Here is a 14161-nt window from a genome sequence, read left to right as displayed (position 1 = left end):
TTGCAAAAGTATCAACTTCGAACTGCGATGTTAGAGCTGTTAATGCGAATTGAAAAAGACCAAGGGTATAGTCATTTGTTGATAGATAAGGAAATACAAAAGAACCGATTTGTCCAACAGGATGCTGCATTACTGACGGAAGTAGTCTATGGGACATTGCAGCGTAAGTTGACCCTAGAATATATTTTGAAGCAACATGTAGATAAGAATAAAAAAGTTGAGATGTGGGTTGAATTATTGTTATATATGTCTATCTATCAAATGTTTTATCTTGATAAAGTGCCAGACCATGCGATTATCCATGAAGCAGTAGAAATTGCAAAAAAACGTGGCCATCAAGGAATAGCATCATTTGTAAATGGAGTATTACGAAACATACAGCGATCAGGAATGACTGATTTTACTAATATAAATGATCCCGTGAAAAAAATAGCTATTCAAACAAGTCATCCTATTTGGCTAGTAAAGAGATGGGAAAAACAATTTGGTCTCGAAACAACACAAAAAATGTGTGAAGCTAACTTACGGAATCGGGACAGTTCCATTCGTATTCAACCTTTAAAAATATCTCGTGATGAAGCGATGAAGAAATTGCAAGCCGAGGGGTTTGAAGTAGAAAAATCTATTGTTTCTAACCAAGGGATTGTAATTAAAAAAGGTAATATTTTAAAATCTGCCTTATTCAAGGATGGTTATGTCACGATTCAAGATCAAAGTTCTATGTTAGTTGGTGAAGCAGTAGACACTAAGCCAAATATGGTTGTGCTTGATACTTGTAGTGCACCAGGTGGGAAGGTTACGCATTTAGCTGAAAAGATGAGGAACGAAGGAATAGTGAAAGCACATGATTTACATAAAAAGAAAATTCGTTTGGTTGAAAATAAAGCCAAGGAACTATCATTATCAATCATTGATGCTAGTGCTGCGGATGCGAGAACTTTAGGTGAGATATATCCACAACAGCATTTTGATCGTATACTTGTAGATGCTCCGTGTTCGGGCCTTGGAGTGATACGAAGTAAACCAGATATTAAATATCGAAAGAAAGAAGAAGATATCGAATCACTCGCAAAGATTCAGTATGATATTTTACATCGTGTATCATCGTTATTAAAAATTGGCGGATATTTAGTCTATAGTACTTGTACGGTAGACCAAAGTGAAAATGAAATGGTCATAAAGAAGTTCTTGGAACAACATTCCAATTATTCAGGAGATCAAATGTTTGTGGACAGCTTACCTGAACAAGTTATTCAACATGCAAGCAGCGGGAATTATTGGATACAATTATTTCCTCATTCTATTGAATCGGATGGTTTTTTTATCGCGCGGCTGACAAGGACGAAATAATGGATATATGATGGGATTACATTTCTTTCTAGACGTTTTTATGTCATACTAAGAATAAATATTAGCCCGTTATAAAGAGGTGAATAGGATGAGAGGGAAATTTTTAACAGATTGTGGCAGGGTCAGACCCCATAATGAAGATTCTGGTGGTGTTTATCGAAATAAGAGTGGACAGCTTCTTGCGATTATTGCAGATGGAATGGGTGGCCATTTAGCTGGTGATGTTGCTAGTCAGATGGCTACCTCCATGCTGGAAAAGGAATGGAAACAGCTCGAAGAAGTGCATACACCTGAACAAGTTGAAACATGGTTAGCGGAAAACATTGCAAATATTAATAAGAAAATATACGACTTATCCTTAGAAAAGGATGAATGTAAAGGGATGGGAACGACGATAGTTATCGTTGTTTGTTTACAGGACTTTCTAACAATCGCACATATTGGTGATAGTCGCTGTTATTTATACGATAAGCATGGATTAAAACAAGTTACAGAGGATCATTCCTTAGTGAACGAACTCGTTCGATCTGGTGAACTGACAAAGGAAGATGCCATGTATCACCCGAGAAAAAATGTAGTATTAAGGGCATTAGGTACACAAGAACGGGTAAAACCGGATATCAAAACATTAACTTGGGAAGAAAATGATCGTCTTCTATTATGTTCCGATGGATTAACAGATAAAGTAAGAGACGAAGAATTAGTACCAATCATCCAACAAACCGAGTCCATGGAGACGATTGGAAATGAACTCATTCGATTGGCAAATGAACGTGGTGGAGAAGATAACGTATCTTTAGTTATCGTAGATTACACATCGGATAAGGGAGAAGGTGACATCTCATGTTAGATGGACGTGTGCTTAGTGATCGCTATCAAGTGCGGGAGATGATTGGTGGCGGTGGTATGGCAAATGTTTATTTGGCAAGAGACCTTATATTAGATCGAGATGTTGCTTTAAAGGTACTTCGACCAGAATATGTACATGATCAAGAGTTTATTGCACGCTTTGATCGTGAAGCCCAAGCTGCTACAAGTTTGTCCCACCCAAACATTGTAAGCATTTATGATGTCGGGGAAGAAGATAATATTCTTTATATTGTCATGGAATACGTAAAAGGAATGACATTAAAAGAATACATAAAAGAAAATGGTCCTATTGAAGTGTCGAAGTCCATTCATATTATGCAGCAATTAACATCAGCTATTGGTCATGCCCATGAAAATGGCATTGTTCATCGTGATATTAAACCACAAAACATATTAATGGATCCAAATGGTCAAGTAAAGGTCACTGATTTTGGGATTGCAATGGCTTTAAGTGCGACAGCATTAACACAAACAAATTCTGTGTTAGGGTCTGTACATTACCTGTCACCGGAACAAGCCAGAGGCGGAAATGCGACAAAGAAATCTGATATTTATTCGTTAGGTATTGTCTTTTTTGAACTTCTTACTGGGAGACTTCCTTTTTCAGGTCAATCACCAGTCTCCATCGCTTTAAAACATTTACAAGATGAAACACCATCTGTTCGGAGTTCTAATCAGTCGATTCCACAAAGTGTCGAAAATATCGTTTTAAAAGCAACTGATAAAGACCCTTTTAATCGATTCGCAAGCGCCTATGAGATGGAAACAAGTTTAGATAACGCATTAGATCCAAAACGAATGCATGAACCGAAATATGTATCTCCAACTAATGAAGAAGAAAAAACAAAAGCCATTCCGATTATAAGTGATCGTATCGGAGAATTAGAACAACAGGATGAAGACGAACATACGATGATTCATCATGCAAATGAAATACAAGAAAAAGTAGTGTCAGGCAAAAAAGGTAAAAAAAATAAAGTGAAGAAGAAAACAAAAACAAAAAAGGTGAAATCAAAAAAGAAAAAATGGTTGTTTCTTCTAATTGGAGGCTTTGTTATCATGGTCTCTGTTATCCTGGCATTATTTCTTATTCCACATTTACTAAAACCGAAAGATGTGGATGTTCCTGATGTAATCGGAGAAAAATATGAAGATGCGGTCGAGGAATTAGAAAATCTGCATTTACAAGTAAAAATGGAAAGTGTTTTTTCTGATGAAATAGCGGAAGGTTTTGTCGTAAAAACGGATCCAAAACCGGGTAAAACTGTTAAAGAACAATATGTTGTGACATTGTTTGTCAGTCAAGGTAAAGAAAAGGAAGTTTTTGAAGACTTTGTTGGAAAAGATTTTGAACAAGTTCGCAGGCTTCTGGAGGAACGTGGCTATGAAGTCATTGCTTATGACAAGCATTCAGAACGTCCCAAAGGAGAGATTTTAAACCAAATACAACCAAATCCTGACCAAGAGGTTGTACCAGTAGAAACAAAGGTTATCTTTGAAGTCAGCATTGGCCCAGAGTTGATTAACTTAAACAATTTAAAAGGGATGACAGAAGATGAAGCTGCTTCATATTTAAAAGATAAAGGATTAAAAATGAAGAAAATTGAGGAAAACTCAGATGTTGTACCAAAAGGTCAAGTCATAAAACAAAGTCCGGAATCCAATACTTCTTTAGAAAAGGGAGCGACGGTAGACGTTTATATATCAACTGGTCCAACAGAAAAGCCCCCAGCTTCCCACACGATAACATTTACAGTGCCATATGATTTGGATGAAAATGAAGATGATGAGGAAAAAGTTGCACAAGAAGTAAAAATCTATATTTCTGATATAGACCATGATATTACGGATGTTTTTCAAGAGGATGAAATAACAGAGGATAAAGAGTATACGATAACGTTAACAATTGCACCAAATGATTATGGTGAATATAAAGTTGTGCGTGATGGTAAGCTCTTTATTGAAAAGACTGTACCATATAAAGAGGGTGAGTAAATGGCAGAAGGCAGGATCATAAAAGCTTTAAGTGGTTTCTATTATGTAAAAACAGACGAAGGAATTTATGCTTGCAAAGGAAGGGGGGTTTTTCGTAAGCGAAAAATCACCCCGCTTGTAGGTGATTTTGTGTCGTTTGATATAAACAACGAGGTTGAAGGCTATATTACAGAAGTAAAACAAAGGAAAAATGAATTAATCCGTCCACCTATTGCGAATATTGATCAGGCTGTCATTGTAAATGCTGCCACTATGCCGTCTTTTAGTAGTTTATTACTAGATCGATTTTTGATTTTAATTGAGGCTAAACATATTAAACCAATTATTTTTATTAATAAAATGGATAAAGCAACAAAAGAAGAAATGAATATGATGCAACGCTATAAAGAAGATTACGAACAAATTGGATACCATGTAGAACTATTATCAGCAAAAGATACGATTGATTATGATGATATTAAGCAATATTTACCAAATAAAGTTACTGTATTTGCTGGACAATCAGGTGTAGGCAAATCTTCGATACTAAATGCGTTACAACCCTCTCTCATTTTAAAGACAGCTAGTATTTCAAAAAGTCTTGGTAGAGGGAAGCATACAACACGGCATGTTGAACTTGTTGAAGTGAATAGTGGTTTAGTTGCAGATACACCGGGATTTAGTAACTTAGACTTAACTGAAATCAAGTTAGAACAATTAGGGGCTTGTTTCCCGGAAATAAGAGAAATACAACACCACTGCAAGTTTCGTGGATGTTTACATAGTAAAGAGCCACATTGTGCTGTAAAAGAAGCGGTGGAAGATGGAAGAATCCGTTCTTACCGTTATGAACATTATGTTAGTTTTTTAGAAGAAATACAAACAAGAAAGCCGAGGTATTAAATAATGATTAAAATAGCTCCCTCCATTTTATCAGCAGACTTTGCGGAACTGGGAAAAGAAATAAAAGATGTTGAAGCAGGTGGTGCAGATTACATTCATGTCGATGTCATGGACGGTCATTTTGTGCCAAATATTACGATAGGCCCATTAATCGTTGAGGCAATCAAGCCGATTACAAATTTACCTTTAGATGTACATCTTATGATAGAAAATCCAGACCGTTATATTGAGATGTTTGCCAATGCAGGTGCAGACATTATTACGGTTCATCAAGAAGCATGTACACATTTACACCGAACGATTCAACTTATTAAATCCAGTGGTGTAAAAGCTGGCGTAACAATTAATCCAGCCACACCTGTTGATATGATACGGGAGATAATTCATGAAGTTGACCTTGTATTAATTATGACTGTCAACCCAGGATTTGGTGGGCAATCATTTATAAAAGAAATGCTATCCAAAATCAAACAAGTTGCTACATGGCGTAAAGAAAGAGGGCTCGCTTTTGAAATTGAAGTTGATGGAGGGGTCAATCAAGAGACCGCTACATTATGTGTCGAAGCTGGAGCTGATGTGTTAGTTGCTGGAAGTGCGATTTATAACAAGACGAATCGTAAGGAAGCAATTCAAACAATTCGTCAAGCAGCGAATGTGGTTCATAAATAGACATGAATATCGGGATTATAGCAAATGGACCACGTGATGCAATTCCATCATTGTCCCGATTTGGCTTTATAGATGTTTGGATTGGTGTCGATCGTGGTACCTTAATACTGCTTGAAAATAAGATTAAGGTTGATATTGCGATTGGTGACTTTGATTCAGTCGCAAAAAAAGAGATGGACTTTATTAAGGATAACACGAATCAATTCGAGTTATTTCCTGTTGAAAAAGATGAAACAGATTTGGAATTAGCAGTTGCGAAAGCAATGACATTTCGTCCGAACGCGTTATATATCTTCGGTGCAACTGGTGGAAGATTTGATCATACACTTGTAAATATGCAACTACTTTTACCTATAGCAAAAGAGCACATAAAAGCGGTTATCGTGGATACACACAATTATATTGAAATGACCTTACCGGGTACATACACTATAGAAGAAGATATGAATTATGAAAACATATCTTTTATTCCGATTTCTAAACATGTGCTGGGGCTAACATTGACAGGCTTTTACTATCCACTTATAGACAAAAAAATTGAGATGGGGACGACACTTACGATTTCAAATAAGCTTATTAGAAAATATGGTACTTTTTCATATACAGAAGGCATACTATTACTAGTAAAGAGTTGTGATTAATCATGCTATGTAAGCTTGTTTCAAATAGAGGAGGTCGGAATCATGAAATTTTATACTATTAAACTTCCAAGATTCATAGGTGGCTTTGTAAGGGTTGTTATTGGTATGTTCAAAAAGGAAAAGTAGGAAATATTGCTTTTGTCAAGGTATATTGACAAAAGCCTTTTTTTTTAGAAAATCTGGCTATTTACTGTTTTGATATTTAAAAAAGAAGCACTTGGTTAAAGTGCTTCTTTTTTAAACATAAAATGTATGTCAGCTGAAAAGCATGTATACTTACACGCGTTCAACTTTACCTGATTTAAGGGCGCGAGCTGAAACATAAACACGTTTTGGTTTACCGTCAACCATAATTCTTACTTTTTGAACGTTAGATTTCCAATTACGTTTATTAGCATTCATCGCGTGTGAACGGTTGTTTCCTGTTCTCGTTTGGCGTCCTGTTATAACACATTTTCTAGCCATCTATAATCCCTCCTAGTTTACCTAATGTCACAGTGAATACTTATACAATTTACCACAAGAATAAAAAGAATGCAATCATCATTAAAGGAGAAATTCTTGACAGAATAAGAAGAATCATTCATTGTAATAAGGGGCAAAATAAAAATGGAGTAATCTTTATTCTTTTTTTATTTAAAAGAAACCATTTGTTCACTTTTATAAAGTGTAGTAAAATATGCATAAGTTTAGTATTGAAGGAGGATTCGTATGTCCATAGAACTTAATACAAACGATGGTCATATAACAATTACGGATGATGTCATCGCAACAATTGCAGGTGGAGCTGCTGTAGAATGTTATGGGATTGTCGGAATGGCGTCAAAAAGTCAAATTAAAGATGGGATTGCCGAAATTCTAAAAAAAGAAAACTACTCTCGTGGTATTGTAGTAAGACAAGATAATAACCACCTACACATTGATCTGTATATTATCGTTAGTTATGGTACGAAAATCTCAGAAGTAGCGCATAATGTTCAATCGCAAGTGAAGTATACACTAAATAAAACATTAGGATTAGAAATAGACTCTATTAATGTGTACATACAAGGTGTTCGTGTAAATAAGGAGTAGTGTTCGTAGTTAGAGGAGGAAGTATGGTGACTTTGGAAAAATTAGATGGTGCGTTGTTTTCTAAAATGGTGCTTACTGGTGCATTACATTTAACAAATAACGCGAAGAAAATTGATGCATTGAATGTATTCCCAGTGCCGGATGGAGATACCGGGACAAATATGAATTTATCATTAACTTCAGGTGCAAATGAAGTGAAGAAAAATAATTCTGAGAGCATTTCAGATGTTGCAAATGCTCTAGCAAAAGGACTTTTGATGGGAGCACGTGGTAACTCAGGTGTTATTCTATCGCAAATTTTCAGGGGCTTTGCAAAAGGTATTCAAGATCAAGCAACGATTACGACTGAAGGACTTGCACAAGCATTTGATCATGGTGTACAGACTGCTTATAAAGCTGTAATGAAACCAGTAGAAGGTACCATTCTAACAGTGGCAAAAGATTCAGCGGCTGAAGCGGTTAAGCAAGCAAAGCATGAAAAAGATATCATTATTCTTATGGAGAAAGTTTTAAATGAAGCAAAAGCATCGCTGAAAAGAACGCCAAGCTTATTACCAGTTTTAAAAGAAGTTGGCGTCGTTGACTCCGGCGGTCAAGGTCTCGTCACAATTTATGAAGGATTCCTTGCTTCACTAAAAGGTGAAGAATTACCAGAAGATATTGATACAATCGATATAGATGATATGATACATGCTGAACATCATAAAACGGCACAAGATTTTATGAATACAGCAGATATTGAATTTGGCTATTGTACGGAGTTTATGGTTAAATTTGATGAGGAAAAATTGAAGCAACACCCATTTGATGAAATAGCATTTCGTAATCAGCTAAGTGAGCATGGGGATTCTTTACTAGTTGTATCAGATGATGAAGTTGTCAAAGTGCATATTCATGTGGAGTATCCCGGTAATGTATTAACGATTGGTCAAAATTACGGTAGCTTGATCAATATGAAAATCGAAAATATGCGAGAACAACATTCAGCTATTGTTGGCTCCGAACATCAAGCACCTAAAGAAAAAGTTGATTTTGCGATTGTAACAGTTGCGATGGGATCTGGACTTAAATCTTTATTTGAAAGCCTTGGTGCTACAATTGTTATCGAAGGCGGACAAACAATGAATCCTAGTACACAAGATATTTCTGATGCAATTAAAGAGGCGAATGCAAATAAAGTAATTGTCTTACCGAATAATAAGAACATTGTAATGGCTGCTGAACAAGCTGCTGAGCTTGCGGAAGTGGATGTTGCAGTTGTACCGACTAAAACAATACCACAAGGAATTAGTGCCTTACTTGCATTCCATCCTGAAAATGGGTTGGATGACAATAAGCAACAAATGGAACTCGCAAGTCAACATGTTAAAACTGGACAAGTAACATATGCAGTCCGTGATACAAAAATTGATGGGATTAACATTGAAAAAGATCATTTTATGGGCTTAGTTGATGGCAAAATTAAAGTAACTTCACCTACAAAAGATCAAACCGTTAAAGATCTTCTTAAAGAATTAATTACGAAAGATGATGAAATCTTGACAATATTATACGGTGAAGATGTTGATGAAAAATCGGTAAAAGAATTGGAAAAATATATTGAGGAAACATATGAAGATATCGAAATTGAAACCCATAGTGGAAATCAACCGATTTATTCTTATATATTCTCAGTTGAATAAGCTTTGAGAAAATTCGCCAGTAACGATGGCGAATTTTTTTTATTGAAATGTAATTGGTAAAGGCTGTAAGGTACTTGTGTTTTATTTTATGATATAATCAAACAAGGTTATTAGAACATGATGGAATCTGTCCATTTTGAAATGACTTCCTCTCTTTTTGTATGCAAAGCATTAAACGTAAGAGGAAGATGATAGCTAAACAGTCCTAATCATGCTATAATAGGAACATACATTCTATAGATGGGCGAATTGTTATGACCAAACGCTTAAATATTGATTGACAAGAAAACAAATGTTATATGAGATGAAAGAGTGATTTCCGTGTTACAACAATCAATCTTAACAATAAAAGGAATAGGAGAAAGGGCTGCGGAAGATTTAGCAGCAATGAAAATATTGACGGTGGAAGATTTACTTTTTAACTTTCCATATCGTTATGATGACTTTGAAATAAAACCACTAACTGAACTAATACACGATGATAAAGTAACGATTGAGGGAAGGATTATCCAAGAACCTTCCCTTACTTTTTATGGAAAGAGAAAATCTAGATTGTCCTTTAATATTGAAGTGGAACAAGTTGTCGTTCGTGCAGTGATGTTTAACCGTGCATTTGCAAAAAAACAGTTGCAAATCGGGGATACGGTTACGTTAATCGGTAAATGGGATGCACATCGTTTGCAAATTACGGTGTCTATGTATAAAAAAGGAGCTGCGGATACTCATGCAAGTATTCAGCCCTTATACTCCGTAAAAGGAAAGATGACAAATGCTAAACTTAAAAAGCTAATTATTCAGCTAATGAAGGAAAATAAGGATTACGTTGAGGAAATTTTACCGCACCATTTCTTACAAGCATATAAATTACCAAAGCGCTTAGATGCGCTTAAAATGATGCATTTTCCTCAGAATCGAAACGAACTAAAGCATGCGAGACGACGTTTTACATATGAAGAATTTTTATTGTTCCAATTAAAAATGCAGATGTTAAGAAAAATAAATAGAGAATCATCTACCGGTGCTTCACAACATTATGATGCGTTAAAAGTTTCTCAGTTTATCGATACCCTCTCCTTTCAGCTAACGAACGATCAACAAAAGTCATTACAACAAATCCTATCTGACATGAAATCACCATATCGTATGAATCGGCTGTTGCAAGGTGATGTTGGGTCAGGAAAAACAATTGTAGCGGCAATTGCGTTATTTGCATCGATTACCGCAGGGAAGCAAGGGGCATTGATGGTTCCTACTGAAATTTTAGCTGAACAACATTTTCAATCGCTTGTTTCGTTGTTTGCAGGTCAACTAGAAATAGCCTTGTTAACGGGGACGCTTAAAGGTAAAAAAAGAAAAGAATTAACTACTGCAATTGAAAACGGTAAGATAGATATCGTAATTGGTACACATGCATTAATTCAAGACGATGTACTATTTCATGAACTTGGGTTAGTTATTGTAGACGAACAACACCGATTTGGAGTAGAACAGCGTCGTATTTTACGAGATAAAGGGCTTCATCCAGATGTATTATTTATGACAGCAACACCAATTCCACGTACATTAGCGATTACTGCATTTGGAGATATGGATGTTTCAATTATTAAAGAAATGCCAGCTGGAAGGAAAGAAATTGAAACATTTTGGGTAAAGGAAAATATGTTTGAGCGTATATTAGACTTCATTGCTAAACGAATTGATAACGGAGAACAGGCATATATTATTGCACCATTAATCGAGGAGTCAGACAAATTAGATATTCAAAATGCAGTTGAACTATACGACACCTTAACAGAATACTACTCATCGTCCATTAAGGTTGGCTTAATGCATGGCCGCTTACGATCGGAAGAAAAGGACGACGTGATGAATCTGTTTTCGAATAATGAACTACAAGTACTCGTTTCGACAACAGTAGTAGAAGTTGGAGTAAATGTACCTAATGCAACAGTTATTGTTATTTATGATGCAGAACGATTCGGATTGGCGCAATTACACCAACTGCGTGGGAGAGTGGGCCGTGGGGAAAAGCAAAGCTATTGTATATTAATTGCTGAGCCAAAAGGTGAAGTCGGTAAAGAACGTATGAAAATTATGACAGAGACAAATGATGGCTTTGAGTTGGCAGAAGAAGATTTGAAATTACGTGGTCCAGGTGACTTTTTTGGTAAAAAACAAAGTGGGATACCAGATTTCAAAGTTGCAGACATGGTCCATGATTATCGTGCACTCGAGACAGCAAGACAAGATGCAGCAGAATTAATTGAATCAAACAGTATTTTTACAGATGCTGAATATGAAAAACTAAGAAAATACCTGGAAGATGAAGGGATTTTTTCTATACAATTAGATTAATCAATACTTGCATAATTAGTGAACGTATTATATATTACTATTAGTACCAAGTCATAATACTGTTTCTTATATATGATATTTTAATAGCTATGGACGGTGCATGCAATGAGGAAACCTAAAGCGGAGAGACAAAGATTATTAACAGAAACGATTGAAAAAACACCTTTTATTACAGATGAAAAGTTAGCTAAGATGTTTCATGTAAGTATTCAAACGATACGACTTGATCGTATGGAATTAGCAATACCAGAATTAAGAGAGCGAATAAAGTCTGTTGCTACGTCACAGTGGAATGAGACAGTTCGTGCTTTAGTTATAGAAGACGTAATAGGGGAAATTGTTGATTTAGAATTGGATCAGCGAGCTATCTCCATTTTAGATATTGAAAAAGAACATGTTTTTACAAAAAAAAATATAGCGCGTGGTCACCATTTGTTTGCTCAAGCAAACTCTTTGGCCGTCGCGGTGATTAATGATGAATTAGCCTTAACTGCTAAATCGGAAATTAAATTTACAAGACAAGTAAAAGAGGGGGAACGTGTCATTGCAAAAGCAAGAGTAGAAAATACTGCTGATAAACATAAAACAATTGTTTCTGTTGACAGCTTTGTAGAAAATGAACAAGTTTTTACTGGTATTTTCCATATGTATCGTTCCACCATGAATGAAAACTAAATGTGATTTAAAGGAGAAATGACAATGAGACTTGCAATAGATGCCATGGGTGGAGATAATGCTCCGCAAGCAATCGTTCAAGGTGCGATGGATGCAGTTGCTCAAATAAATGATTTGCATATAACACTTATTGGTGATGAAAGTAAAATTAAACCTTTCCTAACAAATGAACATCATATCGATATTTTACATACAACAGAAGTAATTACAGGTGATGATGAACCTGTTCGTGCGGTTCGTCGTAAAAAAAACTCATCGATTGTATTAATGGCTCAAGAAGTAAAGGAAAAAAGAGCAGACGCATGTATATCGGCAGGTAATACAGGTGCATTGATGAGTGCAGGTCTTTTTGTTGTAGGGAGAATAAAAGGAATTGATCGTCCGGCTTTGAGTCCTACATTACCGACGCTTGACGGAAAGGGATTTTTAATGTTGGATGTCGGTGCAAATGTTGATGCAAAAGTACAACATCTTGTGCAATATGCAATTATGGGATCCATTTATACAGAGAAGGTTCGGGGAATTACAAATCCGCGAATTGGGTTACTCAATGTGGGTACAGAAGATGGAAAAGGGAATGACATGACAAAAAAAGTGTTTGCAAAATTACAGGAAGCACCTATTCACTTTATTGGAAATGTAGAGGCTAGAGACCTGTTAACCGGAGCTGCTGATGTGGTCGTTACGGATGGATTTACAGGGAACGTCGCTTTGAAAACAATTGAAGGTACTGCTATGATGATGTTTTCGTTATTGAAAGAAACACTCATGGGTTCTTTTAAAACAAAACTTGCGGCAGGACTTATTAAGGGAGATCTAAAAGGTCTAAAAGACAAACTTGATTATTCGGAGTATGGAGGAGCAGGTTTGTTTGGGTTAGCGGCGCCTGTGATTAAAGCACATGGATCGTCGAATGGACGGGCCGTGTTGAGTGCAATTAAGCAAGCGTGTCACATGGTTGAACATAATGTGACGGATACGATACAAACAACTATTTCTACAATGGATCAAATCAAAGGGGAAGATTAGATGAAACAAGTAGCATTTATGTTTCCTGGTCAAGGTTCACAAACAGTTGGAATGGGGAAGGAAATTTACGATCAATATCCCGAGATAAAAGAAATATATCAACGGGCAAATGAAGTTTTGGATAAAGATATTACAAAAATTATGTTTGAAGGTCCGAAAGAATTATTGACAGAAACCGAACATGCACAGCCTGCACTTCTTTTATCAAGTGCAGCAATTGTGCGTTTACTAGAAAACGAAAATATATTACCAACAATAACAGTTGGACATAGTTTAGGAGAATATAGCGCGTTAGTTAGTGCACAAGTTCTAACACTAGATGAAGCACTGCCATTAGTAGCTGAAAGAGGACGCCTGATGGAAGCAGCTTATCCAAAAGGACAAGGAACAATGGCCGCAGTTTTAGGGCTTGACGAAGAAACAGTGTACCATTCACTCGCTCAAATAAAAGATGAAGTAGTAGACATTGCCAATCTAAATTGCCCCGGACAAATTGTGATTTCTGGATCTAGGGTGGGAGTGGAACTCGCTACACCTTTACTTAAAGCAGCTGGTGCAAAACGCATCCTACCATTAAATGTCAGTGGTCCGTTTCATTCGCGGTTAATGAAACAAGCAAATGAAAAATTTTCGCTCTCCTTGGATCGAATCAAATTTCAGAATGCTAACGTTCCTTTATATGCAAACGTGACAGCTGAACCGGTTACGAATAAAGAAGATATTCGGGAACTGTTAATTAAACAGTTGTACTCACCTGTTCAATTTGAAAAATCAATTGAAAGAATGATTGAAACTGGTATTGATGCTTTCGTTGAGGTTGGAACAGGAAAAGTATTGTGTGGCTTAGTGCGTAAGATTAATCGAAAAATAAAAACCTTTGCTGTACAAGATGTCGATTCTTTACATGCATTTATGAATTGGTACAAAGGGAGTGAATGA

14 protein-coding genes are annotated in these 14161 nt (G+C 36.1%); 13 read left to right on the top strand and 1 reads right to left on the bottom strand.

All coding sequences use genetic code 11. The annotated features are described in order from the left end of the window. The 7 genes from rsmB (at position 1) to spoVM (ending at position 6533) form a co-directional block, all read left to right on the top strand. The gene (gene rsmB / locus ACFFIS_RS11660; protein WP_390187665.1) at positions 1-1350 is read left to right on the top strand and encodes a 16S rRNA (cytosine(967)-C(5))-methyltransferase RsmB; all 1350 of its coding nucleotides are present in this window, start codon (positions 1-3) and stop codon (positions 1348-1350) included. An 88-nt stretch (positions 1351-1438) separates the two neighbouring features. After that, positions 1439-2200, top strand: a complete 762-nt coding sequence (locus ACFFIS_RS11655; RefSeq protein WP_390187663.1) for a Stp1/IreP family PP2C-type Ser/Thr phosphatase — start codon at positions 1439-1441, stop codon at positions 2198-2200. Next, positions 2194-4215, top strand: coding sequence for a Stk1 family PASTA domain-containing Ser/Thr kinase (pknB, locus tag ACFFIS_RS11650; RefSeq protein WP_390187661.1), 2022 nt, complete (start codon positions 2194-2196; stop codon positions 4213-4215). The genes ACFFIS_RS11655 and pknB overlap by 7 nt, the downstream gene beginning before the upstream one ends. After that, positions 4216-5097, top strand: a complete 882-nt coding sequence (gene rsgA, locus ACFFIS_RS11645; protein WP_390187659.1) for a ribosome small subunit-dependent GTPase A — start codon at positions 4216-4218, stop codon at positions 5095-5097. Between the two features lie 3 nt (positions 5098-5100). After that, the gene (rpe, locus tag ACFFIS_RS11640; RefSeq protein ID WP_390187658.1) at positions 5101-5766 is read left to right on the top strand and encodes a ribulose-phosphate 3-epimerase; all 666 of its coding nucleotides are present in this window, start codon (positions 5101-5103) and stop codon (positions 5764-5766) included. Between the two features lie 2 nt (positions 5767-5768). Continuing rightward, positions 5769-6407, top strand: a complete 639-nt coding sequence (locus ACFFIS_RS11635; protein WP_320378892.1) for a thiamine diphosphokinase — start codon at positions 5769-5771, stop codon at positions 6405-6407. A gap of 42 nt (positions 6408-6449) precedes the next feature. Beyond that, entirely contained in the window at positions 6450-6533 is an 84-nt protein-coding gene (gene spoVM, locus ACFFIS_RS11630) for a stage V sporulation protein SpoVM (protein ID WP_306065499.1), read from the top strand. Positions 6534-6683: 150 nt separating this feature from the next. On the opposite strand, the gene rpmB is transcribed toward spoVM, so the two are convergent. After that, positions 6684-6872 (bottom strand): 50S ribosomal protein L28, encoded by a 189-nt coding sequence (gene rpmB / locus ACFFIS_RS11625; protein ID WP_320378893.1) that lies wholly within the window; start codon positions 6870-6872, stop codon positions 6684-6686. Between the two features lie 246 nt (positions 6873-7118). Between rpmB and ACFFIS_RS11620 the strand changes: the two genes are divergently transcribed. The 6 genes from ACFFIS_RS11620 to fabD all read left to right on the top strand — a co-directional run bounded on the left by ACFFIS_RS11620 (position 7119) and on the right by fabD (position 14161). Then, on the top strand, positions 7119-7481 hold the full coding sequence (locus ACFFIS_RS11620; protein WP_390187656.1) for an Asp23/Gls24 family envelope stress response protein: 363 nt from the start codon (positions 7119-7121) through the stop codon (positions 7479-7481). Between the two features lie 26 nt (positions 7482-7507). After that, a complete protein-coding gene (locus ACFFIS_RS11615; RefSeq protein ID WP_390187653.1) occupies positions 7508-9163 on the top strand; it encodes a fatty acid kinase ATP-binding subunit FakA in 1656 nt (551 codons plus the stop codon). Between the two features lie 321 nt (positions 9164-9484). Then, a complete protein-coding gene (gene recG / locus ACFFIS_RS11610) occupies positions 9485-11518 on the top strand; it encodes an ATP-dependent DNA helicase RecG (protein WP_390187650.1) in 2034 nt (677 codons plus the stop codon). 105 nt (positions 11519-11623) lie between these two features. Then, positions 11624-12193: a transcription factor FapR gene (fapR, locus tag ACFFIS_RS11605; RefSeq protein ID WP_390187648.1), complete on the top strand. Its 570-nt coding sequence runs from the start codon at positions 11624-11626 to the stop codon at positions 12191-12193. 24 nt (positions 12194-12217) lie between these two features. Next, complete coding sequence (gene plsX / locus ACFFIS_RS11600) at positions 12218-13222, top strand: phosphate acyltransferase PlsX (RefSeq protein ID WP_390187645.1); 1005 nt, start codon at positions 12218-12220, stop codon at positions 13220-13222. After that, the gene (gene fabD / locus ACFFIS_RS11595; RefSeq protein ID WP_390187644.1) at positions 13223-14161 is read left to right on the top strand and encodes an ACP S-malonyltransferase; all 939 of its coding nucleotides are present in this window, start codon (positions 13223-13225) and stop codon (positions 14159-14161) included.

Source organism: Paracerasibacillus soli, assembly GCF_042432965.1.
Classification (GTDB): domain Bacteria; phylum Bacillota; class Bacilli; order Bacillales; family Amphibacillaceae; genus Paracerasibacillus; species Paracerasibacillus soli.
Note: the sequence above shows the minus strand (reverse complement) of the source record. Positions and strands in the feature narration are given on the sequence as shown.

Coding starts and splice junctions, on each gene's coding strand:
- rsgA (WP_390187659.1), top strand. CDS start 4,216: ATGGCAGAAGGCAGGATCATAAAAGCTTTAAGTGGTTTCTATTATGTA.
- plsX (WP_390187645.1), top strand. CDS start 12,218: ATGAGACTTGCAATAGATGCCATGGGTGGAGATAATGCTCCGCAAGCA.
- fapR (WP_390187648.1), top strand. CDS start 11,624: ATGAGGAAACCTAAAGCGGAGAGACAAAGATTATTAACAGAAACGATT.
- fabD (WP_390187644.1), top strand. CDS start 13,223: ATGAAACAAGTAGCATTTATGTTTCCTGGTCAAGGTTCACAAACAGTT.
- ACFFIS_RS11635 (WP_320378892.1), top strand. CDS start 5,769: ATGAATATCGGGATTATAGCAAATGGACCACGTGATGCAATTCCATCA.
- rpmB (WP_320378893.1), bottom strand. CDS start 6,872: ATGGCTAGAAAATGTGTTATAACAGGACGCCAAACGAGAACAGGAAAC.
- ACFFIS_RS11620 (WP_390187656.1), top strand. CDS start 7,119: ATGTCCATAGAACTTAATACAAACGATGGTCATATAACAATTACGGAT.
- rpe (WP_390187658.1), top strand. CDS start 5,101: ATGATTAAAATAGCTCCCTCCATTTTATCAGCAGACTTTGCGGAACTG.
- ACFFIS_RS11655 (WP_390187663.1), top strand. CDS start 1,439: ATGAGAGGGAAATTTTTAACAGATTGTGGCAGGGTCAGACCCCATAAT.
- spoVM (WP_306065499.1), top strand. CDS start 6,450: ATGAAATTTTATACTATTAAACTTCCAAGATTCATAGGTGGCTTTGTA.
- pknB (WP_390187661.1), top strand. CDS start 2,194: ATGTTAGATGGACGTGTGCTTAGTGATCGCTATCAAGTGCGGGAGATG.